General features: G+C 35.5%; 16 protein-coding genes. All 16 read right to left on the bottom strand.

The features are described 5' to 3' along the window. Positions 1–152 precede the first annotated feature (152 nt). Positions 153–965, bottom strand: coding sequence for a pyruvate, water dikinase regulatory protein (locus BLQ56_RS13390; protein ID WP_090855096.1), 813 nt, complete (start codon positions 963–965; stop codon positions 153–155). A gap of 26 nt (positions 966–991) precedes the next feature. Then, positions 992–1,633 (bottom strand): transcriptional regulator CcpN, encoded by a 642-nt coding sequence (gene ccpN, locus BLQ56_RS13385; RefSeq protein WP_090855094.1) that lies wholly within the window; start codon positions 1,631–1,633, stop codon positions 992–994. Between the two features lie 76 nt (positions 1,634–1,709). Next, complete coding sequence (glyS, locus tag BLQ56_RS13380) at positions 1,710–3,788, bottom strand: glycine--tRNA ligase subunit beta (RefSeq protein ID WP_090855091.1); 2,079 nt, start codon at positions 3,786–3,788, stop codon at positions 1,710–1,712. Further along, positions 3,781–4,671, bottom strand: a complete 891-nt coding sequence (gene glyQ / locus BLQ56_RS13375; protein ID WP_090855089.1) for a glycine--tRNA ligase subunit alpha — start codon at positions 4,669–4,671, stop codon at positions 3,781–3,783. The genes glyS and glyQ overlap by 8 nt, the downstream gene beginning before the upstream one ends. A 345-nt stretch (positions 4,672–5,016) precedes the next feature. After that, positions 5,017–5,784: a DNA repair protein RecO gene (gene recO, locus BLQ56_RS13370; protein ID WP_090855086.1), complete on the bottom strand. Its 768-nt coding sequence runs from the start codon at positions 5,782–5,784 to the stop codon at positions 5,017–5,019. Between the two features lie 42 nt (positions 5,785–5,826). Then, positions 5,827–5,970, bottom strand: a complete 144-nt coding sequence (locus BLQ56_RS13365) for a YqzL family protein (protein ID WP_090855083.1) — start codon at positions 5,968–5,970, stop codon at positions 5,827–5,829. A gap of 130 nt (positions 5,971–6,100) precedes the next feature. Next, a complete protein-coding gene (era, locus tag BLQ56_RS13360) occupies positions 6,101–7,006 on the bottom strand; it encodes a GTPase Era (protein ID WP_090855080.1) in 906 nt (301 codons plus the stop codon). After that, the gene (locus tag BLQ56_RS13355; protein ID WP_090855077.1) at positions 6,999–7,397 is read right to left on the bottom strand and encodes a cytidine deaminase; all 399 of its coding nucleotides are present in this window, start codon (positions 7,395–7,397) and stop codon (positions 6,999–7,001) included. Before BLQ56_RS13355 ends, era begins: the two co-directional genes overlap by 8 nt. A 154-nt stretch (positions 7,398–7,551) precedes the next feature. Further along, a complete protein-coding gene (locus BLQ56_RS13350) occupies positions 7,552–7,956 on the bottom strand; it encodes a diacylglycerol kinase family protein (RefSeq protein ID WP_090855074.1) in 405 nt (134 codons plus the stop codon). After that, the gene (gene ybeY, locus BLQ56_RS13345; protein ID WP_090855071.1) at positions 7,934–8,404 is read right to left on the bottom strand and encodes an rRNA maturation RNase YbeY; all 471 of its coding nucleotides are present in this window, start codon (positions 8,402–8,404) and stop codon (positions 7,934–7,936) included. The genes BLQ56_RS13350 and ybeY overlap by 23 nt, the downstream gene beginning before the upstream one ends. Next, entirely contained in the window at positions 8,401–10,593 is a 2,193-nt protein-coding gene (locus tag BLQ56_RS13340; RefSeq protein WP_386756449.1) for an HD family phosphohydrolase, read from the bottom strand. The genes ybeY and BLQ56_RS13340 overlap by 4 nt, the downstream gene beginning before the upstream one ends. Positions 10,594–10,763: 170 nt before the next feature. Then, entirely contained in the window at positions 10,764–11,729 is a 966-nt protein-coding gene (locus tag BLQ56_RS13335; RefSeq protein WP_090855068.1) for a PhoH family protein, read from the bottom strand. Between the two features lie 3 nt (positions 11,730–11,732). Beyond that, positions 11,733–12,923 carry a sporulation protein YqfD gene (gene yqfD, locus BLQ56_RS13330; RefSeq protein ID WP_090855065.1) on the bottom strand — a complete coding sequence of 397 codons (1,191 nt, stop codon included), beginning with the start codon at positions 12,921–12,923 and terminating at the stop codon, positions 11,733–11,735. A 17-nt stretch (positions 12,924–12,940) separates the two neighbouring features. Further along, positions 12,941–13,225, bottom strand: a complete 285-nt coding sequence (gene yqfC, locus BLQ56_RS13325) for a sporulation protein YqfC (protein WP_090855063.1) — start codon at positions 13,223–13,225, stop codon at positions 12,941–12,943. Positions 13,226–13,323: 98 nt separating this feature from the next. Beyond that, positions 13,324–13,830 (bottom strand): hypothetical protein, encoded by a 507-nt coding sequence (locus BLQ56_RS13320; protein ID WP_090855060.1) that lies wholly within the window; start codon positions 13,828–13,830, stop codon positions 13,324–13,326. A gap of 56 nt (positions 13,831–13,886) precedes the next feature. Further along, positions 13,887–14,879: a flotillin-like protein FloA gene (gene floA, locus BLQ56_RS13315; protein ID WP_090855058.1), complete on the bottom strand. Its 993-nt coding sequence runs from the start codon at positions 14,877–14,879 to the stop codon at positions 13,887–13,889. Between the last annotated feature and the right edge of the window lie 48 nt (positions 14,880–14,927).

The raw sequence follows: 14,927 nt of genomic DNA, 5'->3' as shown, positions 1-14,927 counted from the left end.
TAACAATATAAATTCTACATATTTCTACGTTTTTTAAACAATTATCGTACTTTTTCTACATAAACATACACAAAAAAATGACTCTTAACATTCTCAGCTCTGAACAATTCCTTGATCAATCGCTAAAGTAAATTTAGAGTCATGTTTCTATCTTATAAGCTCTTTCGTTTATTTTTCGTAGAAAGAATAATATTTGCTGTTTCTTCAACTGCTTTATTTGTTACATCGATAATATCACAGCCTATTTTTTCAACCACTGTATCAAAGTGTTTTAGTTCATTATTAATTCGATCGATGTTTGCATAGATAGCCTGATCATTTAAACCTAATGACTTGAGTCGTTCTCGCCTAATATTGTTCAACTTTTCTGCACTAATTTTCAAACCAAAACATTTGTCAGATGAAACTTTAAACAACTCTTCTGGCGGATCTACTTCAGGTACTAAAGGAACATTTGCTACTCTAATTCCTTTATGTGCTAAATATTGCGACAGAGGGGTTTTAGAGGTTCTTGAAACACCAACTAAAACAATATCAGCTCTTAAAATACCACGAGGATCTCTTCCATCATCATATTTAACAGCAAATTCGATCGCTTCAATTTTTTTAAAATAATCCTCATCCAATTTACGTACTAAACCAGGTTCGTGACTTGGTTTAGTTTCATATAGAGAACCCATTTGATCAATCAAAGGTCCTAATATATCATAAACTTCAACTTTTTCACGTGCCGCTTCTTTATGTAAATGTTCTCTTAGCTCAGGAACAACCAATGTAAACACGATGATCGAAAACTTACCTTTTGCCATTGAAATAATTTCATTTATCGTTGCAATATCTTCTACATAAGGTATTCGTTTCACCTCAGTATTACAATCCTTAAATTGACTTATTGCTGCTTTCACAACTAATTCAGCCGTTTCACCAACTGAGTCAGATACCACAAAAATCATTCGATTACTCATTTGTTTCCCCCCATAAGCTTAAGAGTCTAGACTAATCCATCTATTGCTAAAGAAACCAATGCTTTTGTCATATTGGTTTTTGTTATTCTTCCGATAACCTCTATCCCTTTTTCAGTAAGCTTAACAACCGGTAGTGCATCTATTTGTTTTTCAATCAACTTTTGGGCTACATCTATTAATGAATCTTCTCTCTCACACATCGTTATATTTGGCATTCTTGTCATAATAATGTTTACAGGAATAGTTGATAGCTCCTGTTTGCCAATACTGGTTCTAAGCAGGTCTTTTCTTGATAAAACTCCGACGAGAATCGAGCCTTGATCAACGACAAATAATGTTCCTACATCCTCTAAAAACATCGTTACTATTGCGTCATAAACAGATACATTCTCTGCAACAACTACTGGAATTGACTGAAAATCCTTAACCTGCAGCTTCTTAATTTTATCCGTTAATACTTGAGAGCCCGTTTTTCCCGTAAAGTAATAGCCTACCCGGGGCCTGGCATCTAAATACCCAGACATTGTTAGAATCGCTAAATCCGGTCTAAGCGTGGCCCTTGTAAGATTTAATTGATCTGCAATCGATTCACCAGTTATAGGGCCATTATCTTTAACAATTTGAACGATTTGCTCTTGTCGTTTATTAAGTTCGATTGTACTCACCACCCAGCCTTTAAAATGAAGAACAGGGCTCTAACCTTAATTGCAACACTTATTACAGGTTAGATACCCTTTTTTACAATTACTTTACCACAATTGAATTCACATTAGCGAAATGACTGATAACAGCAGATAATTGTACCATCTGTGCAAGTCGATTCACACGAATGTTCTCGTCCTCAGCCATAACCATTGTATGATCAAAGTATTGATTAATAACCTCTTTCATATCAGCCAGTAGATTATAAGCTTCCTCTACATCTCCATTAGCCAAACTTAATTCTATATTCTTGCTCAAACTAGAATAGGCAGTATATAGATTCTTTTCTTCTTGTGATTGGAATAAAGACGGATTAATCTCTTTATCCTCTCCCTTTTTAGCAATATTCAGGATTCTGCTTAGTGCCTCAATAATATCTTTAAACTCTCGATCTTCTTTGTGTTGATCTAGTATAACTGCTTTTTTGATTAGTGTACCAATCCGATCTATTTTTGAACCAAGAACTGCTTCAGTAATATCATACCTAATCTTGCGATTTGATAATTCATTTTTGATACGTAATTTAAAGAAGTTAATAAGCTCATCCAATAAGTTAGAAGACGCTTGTTCCTTGTTGTTTTCTACTCGTGAATTATTAATTGCAATTGAAAGCAAGTCTTCCAAAGCGAAGTCCCATTCTTTTTCGAGTAGAATTTGGACAATCCCTGCTGATTGTCTTCTAAGTGCGTACGGATCTTGTGAACCTGTCGGTATAATTCCAATTGAAAAACAGCTTATAATCGTATCAAGCTTATCAGCAATACTAACGATCGCTCCCACTATTGAAGCAGGAACATCATCTTCTGCGTGTCTTGGCATATAGTGTTCATTGATTGCTTTGGCAACTGCCTCATCCTCACCATTTATTAACGCATATTTTTCTCCCATTAATCCTTGTAACTCTGGGAATTCGTAGACCATATGTGTGACTAAATCGAATTTGCATATCTCTGCAGTTCGGTTTACTTGTTGTAAGACAGAATCATCGACACCTAAAAGTTTGGCTAGTTCTATTGAGATTTTTTGAATTCTTCTCACTTTCTCTCCAAGTGTTCCAATTTCCTCATGGTAAACGATGGCATCTAATTTATTAACAAGGTCTGAAATTTGCTTCTTTTGATCTTCCTTATAGAAGAAATCAGCATCAGAAAGCCTTGCTCTTAATACTTTTTCATTCCCTTTAGCTACATTATCAATATGCTTATGATCACCGTTTCTAATCGTAATGAAATATGGAAGTAATTGACCTTCCTTACTTTTCACTGGAAAATAACGCTGATGCTCTTTCATTGAAGTGATCAGAACTTCCTCTGGAAGATCTAAGAATTCTTCTTCATACTTACCATACAAAGCAGTAGGATACTCAACTAGGTTTGTAACTTCCTCTAGTAAGTCTTCATCAATCGGAACTACCCAGTTGTGTTCATCTGCCAGAGATTTAATTTGACTTTGTATCGCTTCTTTTCTTTCTAATGCATTAGCTATGACATATTGTGAAAGTAGCTCAGTCTCATATGAACTTGGTCTATTGATTGTTACTTTAGCACCCAAGAAGCGATGACCAAGAGTTGTATTACTTGAGGCAACTCCCGTAATACTGATCGGTATGATTTCTTCACCAAATATGGCAAGTAACCATTTAATTGGACGTACAAATCGTAAATCTTCATTTCCCCATCTCATATTCTTTGGGAAACTAAGGTTTGTAATAATTTGTTCTAACTCAAACAATGTATCTTTTGTTTCTTGGCCTTTTATAAATTTGGTTACATGTACATATTCAATTCCATTAATTTCTTTGAAATAGATATCCTCAACATTTGCTGTTTGCCCTTTTGTAAAACCAATTGCTGCTTTTGTCCAGTTTCCTTCTTGATCAAGGGCAATTTTTTTTGCTGGCCCTTTTGCTTCAAGTTCCACATCTTCTTGTTTTTCTGATACGGCTGTTACCAAAACCGCTAATCTTCTTGGACTAGAAAAACCTTGAATCGTTTCATATGAAATATTTTTCTCAAGCAACCAATTCGTCACTTTATCAGTTAACTGATTACTAGCATCAGTGATAAACCTTGCAGGCATTTCTTCAAGACCAATTTCAATAAGTAAATCCCGCTTATTCATTTTCAGCACCTCCTTTTTGTTCTAAGATTGGGAACCCCAATTTTTCTCTTTCATCATAGAATGTTTTTGCAACTTTCCGCGCAAGATTTCTAACCCTACCTATATAGCCTGTTCTTTCAGTAACAGATATGGCTCCTTTTGCATCTAACTGATTAAATGTATGTGAACATTTAAGGACATAATCATAGGCTGGATGAACTAGCCCTTCTTCCATTTGACGGTGAGCTTCTTTTTCATAAATCGAAAATAAGTTAAATAGCATTTCTGTATTAGATGTTTCAAACGTATATTTTGAATGTTCATATTCTGGTTGACCAAAGATGTCTCGTACTGTAAATCCATTAGTCCATTCTAAATCAAATACATTTTCCTTGTCTTGTATATAAGACGCGAGTCTTTCTACACCGTAGGTTATTTCTACAGAGACTGGTTTGCACTCAAGCCCACCAACTTGTTGGAAATAGGTAAACTGAGTAACTTCCATACCATCTAACCAAACTTCCCAACCGAGACCAGCTGCTCCGAGTGTAGGTGCTTCCCAGTTATCCTCAACAAAACGAATATCGTGCTTTAGTGGGTCAATCCCCAATGCTTTGAGAGAATCCAGATAAAGCTCTTGAATGTTATCTGGAGAAGGCTTCATAATGACCTGGAATTGATGATGTTGATAAAGTCTATTAGGATTTTCTCCATACCGGCCGTCTGCAGGTCTCCTAGAGGGTTCTACATATGCCACATTCCACGGCTCTGGCCCTATACTTCTTAAAAAGGTATATGGACTCATTGTGCCAGCACCTTTTTCGACATCATAAGCTTGCATTAGAATACAGCCTTGTTCTGACCAATGTTTTTGTAGTGTTAAAATCATATTTTGTATGTTCATAAACACACCTCCGTTGTAAATTGATATTCACTGACATATAGCGACGGGTTTTATGTCAAAACAAAAAACTCTCATCCCTATGTCAGTTAAATGACATAGGGACGAGAGTTAACCCGCGGTTCCACCCTATTTGCTAGTAAGACAAATGCCTTACATAGCCTCTTTTACAGTTCATACTCAGGAACGCCTTCCTATATCTTCTATACCCTAGCTTTCACTATCCTAGGTTCGCTTTTATATAGAGAGGATTTAGTACTATTTTCCGTCAACGCATCATATTATGATTAGCATATTAATCGAAATAGTAAGTATTGTCAACCCCGTATCGCTGGGATCCTTTAATTTTCATTCGGTTGGAGGGGGTAACATGTCTCTCAGTTGATCAATTTGATTTAAGAACCTTTTTGATTTAATGGTTAAACCTGAATATTGATCATAATAAGCTGTGATAACCGTTTTTAGTTCATTCTTTGTTTCTTGCTTAACATCTATTTTCCCAAGTCGGTTTAAATCAAAATAGTAAAATAGACGAAGAAGTTTAATTGTTGTTTGTGAAAGCTTCATAAGATATTTATCGTGATGATAACAACGATGACACAAGAAACCGCCTTCTCCTATAGAGAAGGCGAACTCTCCTTCAGTGCTTTCACAAATCGAACATCCATCTAACTTTGGTGATAATCCTAACACCTGCAACATTTTCATCTCATAGATGTACATTAAAATATCTAAATCGATGCCCTCATCAATATATTGTAAGGTTTGTAATAATAATTCAAAAATAAACGGATTTGGCTTTTTTTCATCTGTACATTTATCAGTTAGTTCAACAATATAGGAAGCATAAGCCGTTAAAAAGATATCTTCTCTTATTCCTCTATATGTCTTGATAGTCTCGCCTTGTTGTAAGCCGCCCAAGCCAGAAGTTCTTTGAACCAAAAAGTGACCGTATGTAAATGGTTGTGTAATGGAAGCTAACCGACTACTCGGCTTTTTAGCTCCTCTTGCCATTACACCAACCTTCCCCCATTCTCTAGTGAACAAGGTAATTATTTTATTACTTTCTCCATAATTATTGGTACGGATCACAATGCCTTCGCATTTTTGTAACAATTCTCGTCACCATCCAATTGATTACACGATAGATTGGTATGGTCAAGAAATTGGAAAATCAACCTCTGCTAGCTCTTCTTCATGTGAATCGGGTCTTTCTTCCTTGTTCATTTCTAATTCTTTAAAAAGAAGATACGTATCAATGTTACCTGTATGACTGAACACTTTCCAGGTAAAATCTAACATATGAAACCCCACCTTTCTGTATTTTAAGCTGAGCAATTCTTAGCCAATTCCTTACCATTATTTTGACCAACTATCCTAAAATCATGTTACACAATTTTTGTAAATCCGTGCAAGACAAGTCTTAGTCTTTTTAATACTCATCATCTCTAAAACCAAAATCGCGTAGCTGTGACATCTTATTACGCCAGTCTTTTTGAACTTTTACCCATAATTCTAAATACACTTTTGATCCTAGTAGTGCTTCAATATCAGTTCTTGCACGTTTACCAATTTCCTTCAACATACTCCCTTGCTTACCAATGATGATTCCCTTTTGAGAGTCACGTTCAACAATAATCGTTGCACCAACATATACAGTATTGCCTTCTCTTTTTTCCATGGAATCCATCACCACTGCAATTGAATGAGGAATTTCCTCTCTTGTTAAATGCAACGCTTTTTCTCTAATTAATTCAGTCACAATAAAACGTTCTGGATGATCTGTCACCTGATCAATCGGATAGTATTGTGGCCCTTCAGGTAAGTAGGCTTTTATTTGGTCAACAAGTGTTGGAACATTATTCCCCTCAAGTGCAGAAATAGGGATAATTTCTTTAAACGAATATAAGTTATTGTATTTTTCAATTAAAGGAAGCAATTGATCCGGGTGAATCTGATCAATCTTATTAATGACGAGAAATACAGGTGTAGAAGTTCCTTGCAATTTCTCGATAATAAATTCATCCCCACGACCATATCCTTCTTCTGCATTTATCATAAATAAGATAATATCGACTTCTTTTAACGTGTTTTGTGCAACCTTCATCATAAAGTCACCAAGCTTATGCTTTGGCTTGTGTATACCAGGAGTATCAATAAAAACAATTTGCGCCTGATTCTCTGAATACACACCTTGAACTTTATTACGCGTCGTTTGTGGTTTATCACTCATAATCGCGATTTTTTGGCCAACCACTTTATTTAAGAAAGTAGATTTCCCTACATTCGGTCTACCAATGATGGAAACAAAACCTGATTTGTATACTTCTTTACTCATTTAAATCCCTCGCAGAAAAAGCCCCTGGCAATAAATCTCGAACAGTAATTTCTTGAATATCACCCTTAAGGTTTGTCAAAAACACAGTCATATCTTCTGGGCAAAACTCTGCAATTACTTGTCGGCATGCTCCACAAGGTGAAACCGGCCCTTCTGTGTCAGCTACTACCGCAAGAGATGAAAACGTTTTATCTCCTTCAGAAATGGCCTTAAAAAAGGCAGTTCTTTCAGCACAGTTAGTCATACTATATGCTGCATTTTCAATATTGCAACCATGGTATACCTTCCCATCACTCGTTAAGAGCGCTGCTCCTACTTGGAACTTTGAGTACGGTACATACGCTCGTTCTCTTGCTTTTTTTGCTTCTTTGATTAAATCGTTTGTATTCACTAATTTGTCTCCCTTTCTTAGATCTCATTTAATCTAAAAGGTATTATCTATTTTACCTAAAAACAAATGAGAAATCTTGCTTAATTGACATTTGTAATATAAATGTAAGAATTTTCTATCAATTGGTATGTATCATCACAAAAAAGTGATGTCATTAAAAGTTACCCATAAACCATTCTAACATGTATGGATAGAAAATAAGAAATCCTACAACAACTGCAGTCAGTGAAAAAACAAAAACGGCAGCTGCTGAAATATCTTTTGCAAGCTTTGCCAATGGATGAAACTCCATTGTCACCAAATCCACTAATCGCTCTATGGATGTATTTACTAATTCAAGAGTAAACATTCCACCTATCACGATGACTAGGAGAGCCCAATCAGAATAAGAGAGTTGGAAGAAGGCCCCTAGAATAACAACCAACACTGCAACACTAATATGAATTTGTAGATTTCTCTCTTTCATAATCGCATTTTTTAATCCATTCAACGCAAACCCAAAACTGTTAATTAGTCTAGACCATTCATTTTTGTTTTTATCTTGTGAGTCCATAAGCATCAAGAATTTCCTTTTGTTTTGAGAACATTATTGTTTCATCCTCAGTCGTTTCATGATCATATCCAAGTAAGTGTAAAAACCCATGTACAGTTAAAAAGCCTAATTCCCTAGAAAATGAGTGTCCATATTCTTCAGCCTGTTCAATTGTTTTTGGAACAGAAATAATAAGATCTCCGAGCATTCTTGGTAAGTCCGCTCCTTGTATCTCAATTTCCCCCTCGCCCATTTCTTCCATTGCAAAAGAAATCACATCTGTCGGCTGATCTTTCCCGCGATACTCCCGGTTAATTTCTCTTATTCGTTCATTATCAACAAATGTAATAGATAATTCAGACCCTTCATTAACACTTTCATAATCAGCAGCAGTTGCTAATAATTCTTCCAATAGTTTATAATGCTCTTCTTTCATATTCCCTATTTCATCAATAAAGTCAATTTCTAACTTCATGCTTCTTTCACCTTCTGTCCTGTCGAATCAGGATATTCAATTCTAGAATGGAAAAAACCATGTAAAGTCTCACACAGAGATTTCGCTACGATATCCAACTCCTTTAAGGTGATATCACATTCATTAAACTGTCCATCCTGAAGTCGATCCGAAATAATACTAGTTACTAAAGATTTGATTTTTGCAGGTGTAGGATTAGGTAATGATCTAACAGCAGCCTCCACACTATCTGCAATTCCGATAATGGCTGATTCCTTTGTTTGCGCTTTTGGCCCAGGATATCTATATTCAGATTCAGCGATTTCGTGTTCACTATTTTCTTTAGCCTTAAAGTAGAAAAACTTGAGTAAAGTAGTTCCGTGATGCTGTTCAGCGATATCGATAAACTCTTTTGGCATCTTATGTTTTCGTAAATATTCTGCACCATCAGTCGCATGAGAAATAATGATATTCTTACTTAACTGTGGTGCAATCTTATCATGCGGATTGTCAATGTTAAGTTGATTTTCTATAAAGAATTGTGGGCGTTTTGTTTTACCAATATCATGATAATAGGATGCGACTCTTGCTAATAATCCATTCGCACCAATTGCTTCACAGGCAGAATCAGAAAGATTTGCAACCATTACACTGTGATGATAAGTACCTGGTGTTTCAGTTAATATTTTTCTAAGTAGCGGATGGTTTGGATTTGATAATTCAATTAATCTCATTGTCGATAATATCCCAAAACCAGCTTCGAAGAAAGGCAATAAACCAATTGTTAAAACAGCTGCAATAATCCCAGAAACAACAGCCATAATGAGATAAGAGCCTACTTCTAATTGCGTATAACTTCCATTTTTCAACAATAGTATTGACGCATTAATAATAATATTTACAAAGGAAACAAAAAGTCCTGCTTGAAGGATTTTCCCTCTTCGATTGTATTTACTCAAGAATAATACACCGGCTAAACTTGAAAATAAATAGTAGAGCCCTATAGAAAAGTTCAATGTCCCTGTAATTCCTTCATTAAAAATAATACTGCCACAGACTGCAAATATCATACTAGAAACAATTGCGACTCTTTCATTAATCAAAAGTCGAACAAGCAAAGGCCCCATTGCAACAGGAACAATATAACCAATTTCAGAGTAGTCAATTTGCTGAAATAAACTTATTGTTTTCATCAATACAAGTGTAACTGAAAAGATAATCCCGAAAATGAGTACATACGTATTACGATTACGACTTTTAGGAATACCCTCCTGAAAGTAATAAATAACAGCAGAAATAATCAATAAGATTAATAACAACAAACCTATGAAAGGTTGCAGTGCGTTTCCACTATTTAAAAAGCCTAGCAATTGTAATTGTCGATAAATTTCTTTAGTAATAAGGTCGCCCTCTTCAACAATTATTTGGCCTTGTAAAATTCTGATTGACTCGACCGCATCTCGTGCTTGTTGTTTCTTCTCTTCTGTTGCCTCTGTATCAAAAAAGACATTTTGAATAACAGCATATTTCGCTAATTCAGTAATGGCTTGTTTCACATTCGAATCAACATTTGCATATTTTAATTCCTGGTCAATCTTACTTTTGGCATTTTCAATATCACTGGCAGGAATCCGCGTATTCATAATGTTATTAACTGCAGTTACAGTCGAATCCTTTGCCCGAGATAACTGGTCTGAAGAAACCTCTAACAAAGCAGTAAAAACAGATCCTGATAATGCTGAGGTTATATCTTTAGGTAGTTTTGAATTTAGTAATTTAAGCTTACCTTCCAAAGTTTCCTTTTTTGGCGCTTCTCCTCGTTCCTCTTCAGGCTCTTTCTCCCATGCCTGAAATCTTTTTGTATAGTCATCTTCTATTTCTTCATTAACTTCTGTAACTGATTCAAATATAGAGGTGACTAAGTCTACTCGATTAGCGGCATAATCAGTGTTTAGTGTATATACATCTTCAACTTCATTTTCCGCATCCTTTTGCTTCTTTTCTGTACTTGCTTTATCTTCAATGGTATATGGTGAGCGTATCGTTTGTTCAGAGATTTCCAAAAGCTCAAGATTTAATTTTTCAGGCTTTACATTACTATACATCGAGCTAAACATGATTGCTCCAAGAAGAATGTATACAATTAAGGGAAGAAATTTAAACCCTTTTGCATTAGTTATGAAATTCGTAACCGTTTTTTTAAACGACAACTTTCTTCACCATCCTTTACACAAATCTACTTTTCTTGACTCCCTTTTTCATTATAGGCTATCTTTGGCAGATTGTTATCCTTTTTAAGTGAAAGATTTTATAATAAGAATCATTCTTTCGAAAATTATATATAAAATGGTAAAAAAGACCCATATGGAGATGGGTCTCTTTACTGATTCATTCCCTTTTCATATGCTTGAATAATGCTGCCAACTAACGGATGTCTTACCACATCTGATTGGTCTAAATAATTAAAGGAGATCCCTTTGATTTCCTTGAGAATTTCAGCAGCAGCTGCTAGTCCTGATTTAATCCCTTTTGGTAAATCAACTTGAGAGATATCACCAGTAATGACCATTTTCGAACCAAATCCTAATCTTGTTAGAAACATCTTCATTTGCGCTGGCGTTGTATTTTGTGCTTCATCTAAAATGACAAACGCATCATCTAAAGTTCTTCCTCTCATATAAGCAAGAGGTGCAATTTCAATGGTCCCTCTCTCAATTAGACGTTCTGTATGCTCTGTTCCTAAAACATCATGTAAAGCGTCATATAAAGGACGTAGATACGGATCTACTTTCTCTTTAAGGTCTCCAGGTAGAAAACCTAGACTCTCGCCAGCTTCAACAGCAGGTCTTGTTAAGATGATTTTTTTGACTTGACCATTTTTCAAAGCAGTTACAGCCATAACTACGGCTATATACGTTTTACCTGTTCCTGCTGGGCCAATCCCAAACACTAAATCTTTAGACTTTATAGATGATACATATTGTCTTTGACCTAATGTTTTAGCTCGAATACTCTTCCCTTTTGCCGTTTTTGCAATTTCCTCATCATATAATTCTTCAAATGTTTCTAGCTTTCCGACCCTTGCCATTTCAATGGCATAAATAACATCACGTTCACTAATGATAACACCTTTTCGAATGACGATAAGCAAGTGATTAAGTACGTCATCTACGATTTTAACATCTTTTTGATCTCCTGAGACATTAAGGTTTTCACCTCGTGTGACGATAGAGACCTTCATTTCATCTTCGATTCTTTTTAAATGCACATCATTATTTCCAAATAAAGCAATTGCTTCATTCGGGTTATCAATTTGTTGTTTCATCATTACTAACTCTTCTGACATCCTTTAGTCTCCTTGAACTAATGGTATCGTTGTTACGATGTTTTCGATAACATTATAATATATTTCCAATTTCACTTTACCATTGTTAGTAGTTTGGCGCAAAACTTTTTCACCAATAATAGTAGCATCTTCTTCTAACTTGTCCTCCAAATGGCTTTTCCCAATCTCCTTCCCTACTTGAACAGCTTCTTTTTCTGTATATTCTCTTACAACCGCTTCTTCTTCACGAATCGTTACCTGTTCATAGCTAATTGGTAGTTTCCATTTAAAAAATCGGACACTATGTTGATTGTTTTCTTCCCGATACTCTTTATACTCGATTTTTCCAAAGCCCCAAATTGGAAATGATAAGGACCCTATATTTAAATAGTGTTTACTTTTATGGTTACCAGTAAACACATTAAATTTCGTTGAAAGTTCTACCTGTACTGTTGACTTGTACCAAGTCTCTCCAAAAATTTGGGCTCTTGCCGGTACATATTCTGGCTTTTCCCCGTCTTGACCAATTTCTCCAGAGACGAGCAAGTCCCCCTTATTCACAAAATCATTAATAGCGACAAGCGGTTTTCCCTCTTCAACAAATATATCAGTAATAACGGCTTTTTTCTTCGAAACAATATGACGAGGACTAAAATACTCTGGAGGTTCTGGTTGGTTTTTTTCTACTACTTGGAAATGAAAGGTCGTCCCTTTTAACTCAACACCAACCCATGTAATTTGATCAATATTGTCTGTTAATGTCCTTTGAATATCCTCAACTTTATCTAACGTAAACTGCATTTTTCCTTTTTCAATTCCCATTTCTTTCAATTCTTTCAATACCAAATGTTCAGTATCAGGCTTGGCCCCTTTAATTTCAATCCCCCAAACCATGTTTGAGAGAATGATGATTAAAGCAAAGAATAAAATGGTTCCAATTAAAAATCCACTATTTAAGATTGATTTTCTAATTAAGAAAGGCAAGCCCTTTCTGTTTAAAAAGATAAGCTTACATTCACTTTTTCTAATAATCGGTCTTATTTTTTTCGTATCTTTTAAATGTAAAAAGAATGTAATTGATTCTGTCCCTAACTTTCTTACATTCCAAATATCAATCTGCTGACGAACACATTCGTTTAAAAAGCGTTCCATCCCTTTTCCTGTTACCTTCACTTGAACACTACCTGAAAAATAGTTTATCCATTCGTTTTTCATGTGAATCCTCCTACGGGCTAATTATCGATATATAAAACGCTATTGATCTTACCTTCTAACATGATTTCTTCAGGCAGAATCGTCTTAATCACGAAAGCTTCTCCTTTAATCAGAAGTTGTCCTTGTTTTAATAACAGGCGCACCTCTTTATCGGTAAAAGTTAATAGACCTCTGTGGTTTTCGATATAAATATGTAATTGACCAATCATTGTGATTCTAGGAAGATCCATCATCACATCAGCGGGTAGTTCCATCTTGGTCATTATCCAATTTCTCATTTGTTGTCTCCATTTTTTAGCCATAAAAAAGAACCCCCTTTCAACTCATATTTATGAGAAAAAGGGGGTTCGTAGAACAAAGTTTATTCATTTGTAGGAGTTTTTATCAAAGACCAAAAGATCTATTTAATATTCGAATGTCTTTGGCTATAAAATGACCGTTTTGCTCTTGGTGGACCTAGAACCTCTGCCCACAAAACACCTTGAACTGCTTTCTTTTTAGTTACAGTCAAATTGGTTGACACAGTTCTCTTTGACCTTTCAGTCAATTGAACCTTTGGTTGATAATCAACCCTCATATCAGGTTTACCTTTTGATTCCTTTAATTGTTCATAACGATTAAATAATTCTTGACTCTGATTAGATTCAGCCATAGGTGCTCTATGTTGTACTGGTTTCGCTTGTGGCTGTTGTTTCTCTTCTTCCTTAAATACATCTTCAAATTGCTGAAAAATGTCCTTAAGCGGCGTTCTCTTCTCTCCATCACTTCCTGGGTGCTGGTTAGGTATACCTTCGTCATTTTCTGTCCCAGCTTTACGCTTTAGAAAGTTAAAAATGGCTCCGATAATTAGAACGACGAAGAAGAGGTTACTTATAATTATGTCGAAGAAGTCTCCGATAACTTCCATAAAATAGTAAACCTCCTTTCAAGGTTGAGGTTTAACATGAAGGAAACCTTCACATGTTATTTTTGTTTATCATCTGTATCGTCAGTTATTTTCCCTATAGAACCTCTCATATCTGTATCAGCTTCAATGTTCTTTAGGTTCATATAATCCATTACACCAATATTACCTGATTTAAGTGCTTGAGCCATCGCTAAAGGAACTTCAGCCTCAGCTTCTACAACCTTAGCTCTCATTTCCTGTACTCTGGCAATCATTTCTTGTTCTTGAGCAACAGCCATTGCACGGCGTTCTTCAGCTTTAGCTTGAGCAATTTTCTTATCTGCTTCAGCTTGATCTGTTTGAAGTCCTGCACCAATGTTCTTACCGATATCAATATCAGCAATATCAATCGAGAGAATTTCAAAAGCAGTTCCAGCATCTAAGCCTTTCGCAAGAACAGTACGTGAAATCATATCAGGATTTTCCAAAACTTTTTTATGGTCAATTTGAGAACCAATTGTACTAACAATCCCCTCACCAACACGGGCAATAACTGTATCTTCTCCAGCACCCCCGACTAAACGTTCAATATTTGCACGTACTGTAATACGAGCCTTCGCTTTAACTTCAATTCCATCCATTGCTACACCGGCAATAAATGGTGTTTCAATTACTTTTGGATTAACACTCATTTGAACTGCTTCCAGAACATCACGACCTGCAAGGTCAATTGCTGCTGCTCTTTCAAAAGATAACTCGATATTTGCACGATGCGCTGCAATCAACGCATTAACAACTCTGTCTACATTACCTCCAGCTAAATAATGACTCTCTAATTGGTTCGTATTAACATTGAGTCCTGCTTTAACAGCTTTAATTAGAGGGTTTACTACTCTACTCGGAATAACACGACGTAATCTCATCCCAATTAATGTTAAGATACTTACTTTGACTCCTGCTGCTAGCGCTGAAATCCAAAGCATAACTGGTACAAATGTAAAGAACACAGCTATGATAATGATGGATAGACCTACTAATAATAATGTGAAAATTGCTTCTGGTGCGATCATTTATTTTTTTCCTCCTTAAGTTCAATTATGGACAACATCCATAAAGGA

This window comes from Litchfieldia salsa (assembly GCF_900104555.1).
Lineage (GTDB): Bacteria > Bacillota > Bacilli > Bacillales > Bacillaceae_L > Litchfieldia > Litchfieldia salsa.
Note: the sequence above shows the minus strand (reverse complement) of the source record. Positions and strands in the feature narration are given on the sequence as shown.

What these genes read in the sequence shown, in the direction of transcription:
- BLQ56_RS13390 (WP_090855096.1), bottom strand. Translation starts at nt 965, where the DNA reads ATGAGTAATCGAATGATTTTTGTGGTATCTGACTCAGTTGGTGAAACG.
- glyS (WP_090855091.1), bottom strand. Translation starts at nt 3,788, where the DNA reads ATGAATAAGCGGGATTTACTTATTGAAATTGGTCTTGAAGAAATGCCT.
- glyQ (WP_090855089.1), bottom strand. Translation starts at nt 4,671, where the DNA reads ATGAACATACAAAATATGATTTTAACACTACAAAAACATTGGTCAGAA.
- BLQ56_RS13365 (WP_090855083.1), bottom strand. Translation starts at nt 5,970, where the DNA reads ATGTTAGATTTTACCTGGAAAGTGTTCAGTCATACAGGTAACATTGAT.
- era (WP_090855080.1), bottom strand. Translation starts at nt 7,006, where the DNA reads ATGAGTAAAGAAGTATACAAATCAGGTTTTGTTTCCATCATTGGTAGA.
- BLQ56_RS13350 (WP_090855074.1), bottom strand. Translation starts at nt 7,956, where the DNA reads ATGCTTATGGACTCACAAGATAAAAACAAAAATGAATGGTCTAGACTA.
- ybeY (WP_090855071.1), bottom strand. Translation starts at nt 8,404, where the DNA reads ATGAAGTTAGAAATTGACTTTATTGATGAAATAGGGAATATGAAAGAA.
- BLQ56_RS13335 (WP_090855068.1), bottom strand. Translation starts at nt 11,729, where the DNA reads ATGTCAGAAGAGTTAGTAATGATGAAACAACAAATTGATAACCCGAAT.
- yqfD (WP_090855065.1), bottom strand. Translation starts at nt 12,923, where the DNA reads ATGAAAAACGAATGGATAAACTATTTTTCAGGTAGTGTTCAAGTGAAG.
- yqfC (WP_090855063.1), bottom strand. Translation starts at nt 13,225, where the DNA reads ATGGCTAAAAAATGGAGACAACAAATGAGAAATTGGATAATGACCAAG.
- BLQ56_RS13320 (WP_090855060.1), bottom strand. Translation starts at nt 13,830, where the DNA reads ATGGAAGTTATCGGAGACTTCTTCGACATAATTATAAGTAACCTCTTC.
- floA (WP_090855058.1), bottom strand. Translation starts at nt 14,879, where the DNA reads ATGATCGCACCAGAAGCAATTTTCACATTATTATTAGTAGGTCTATCC.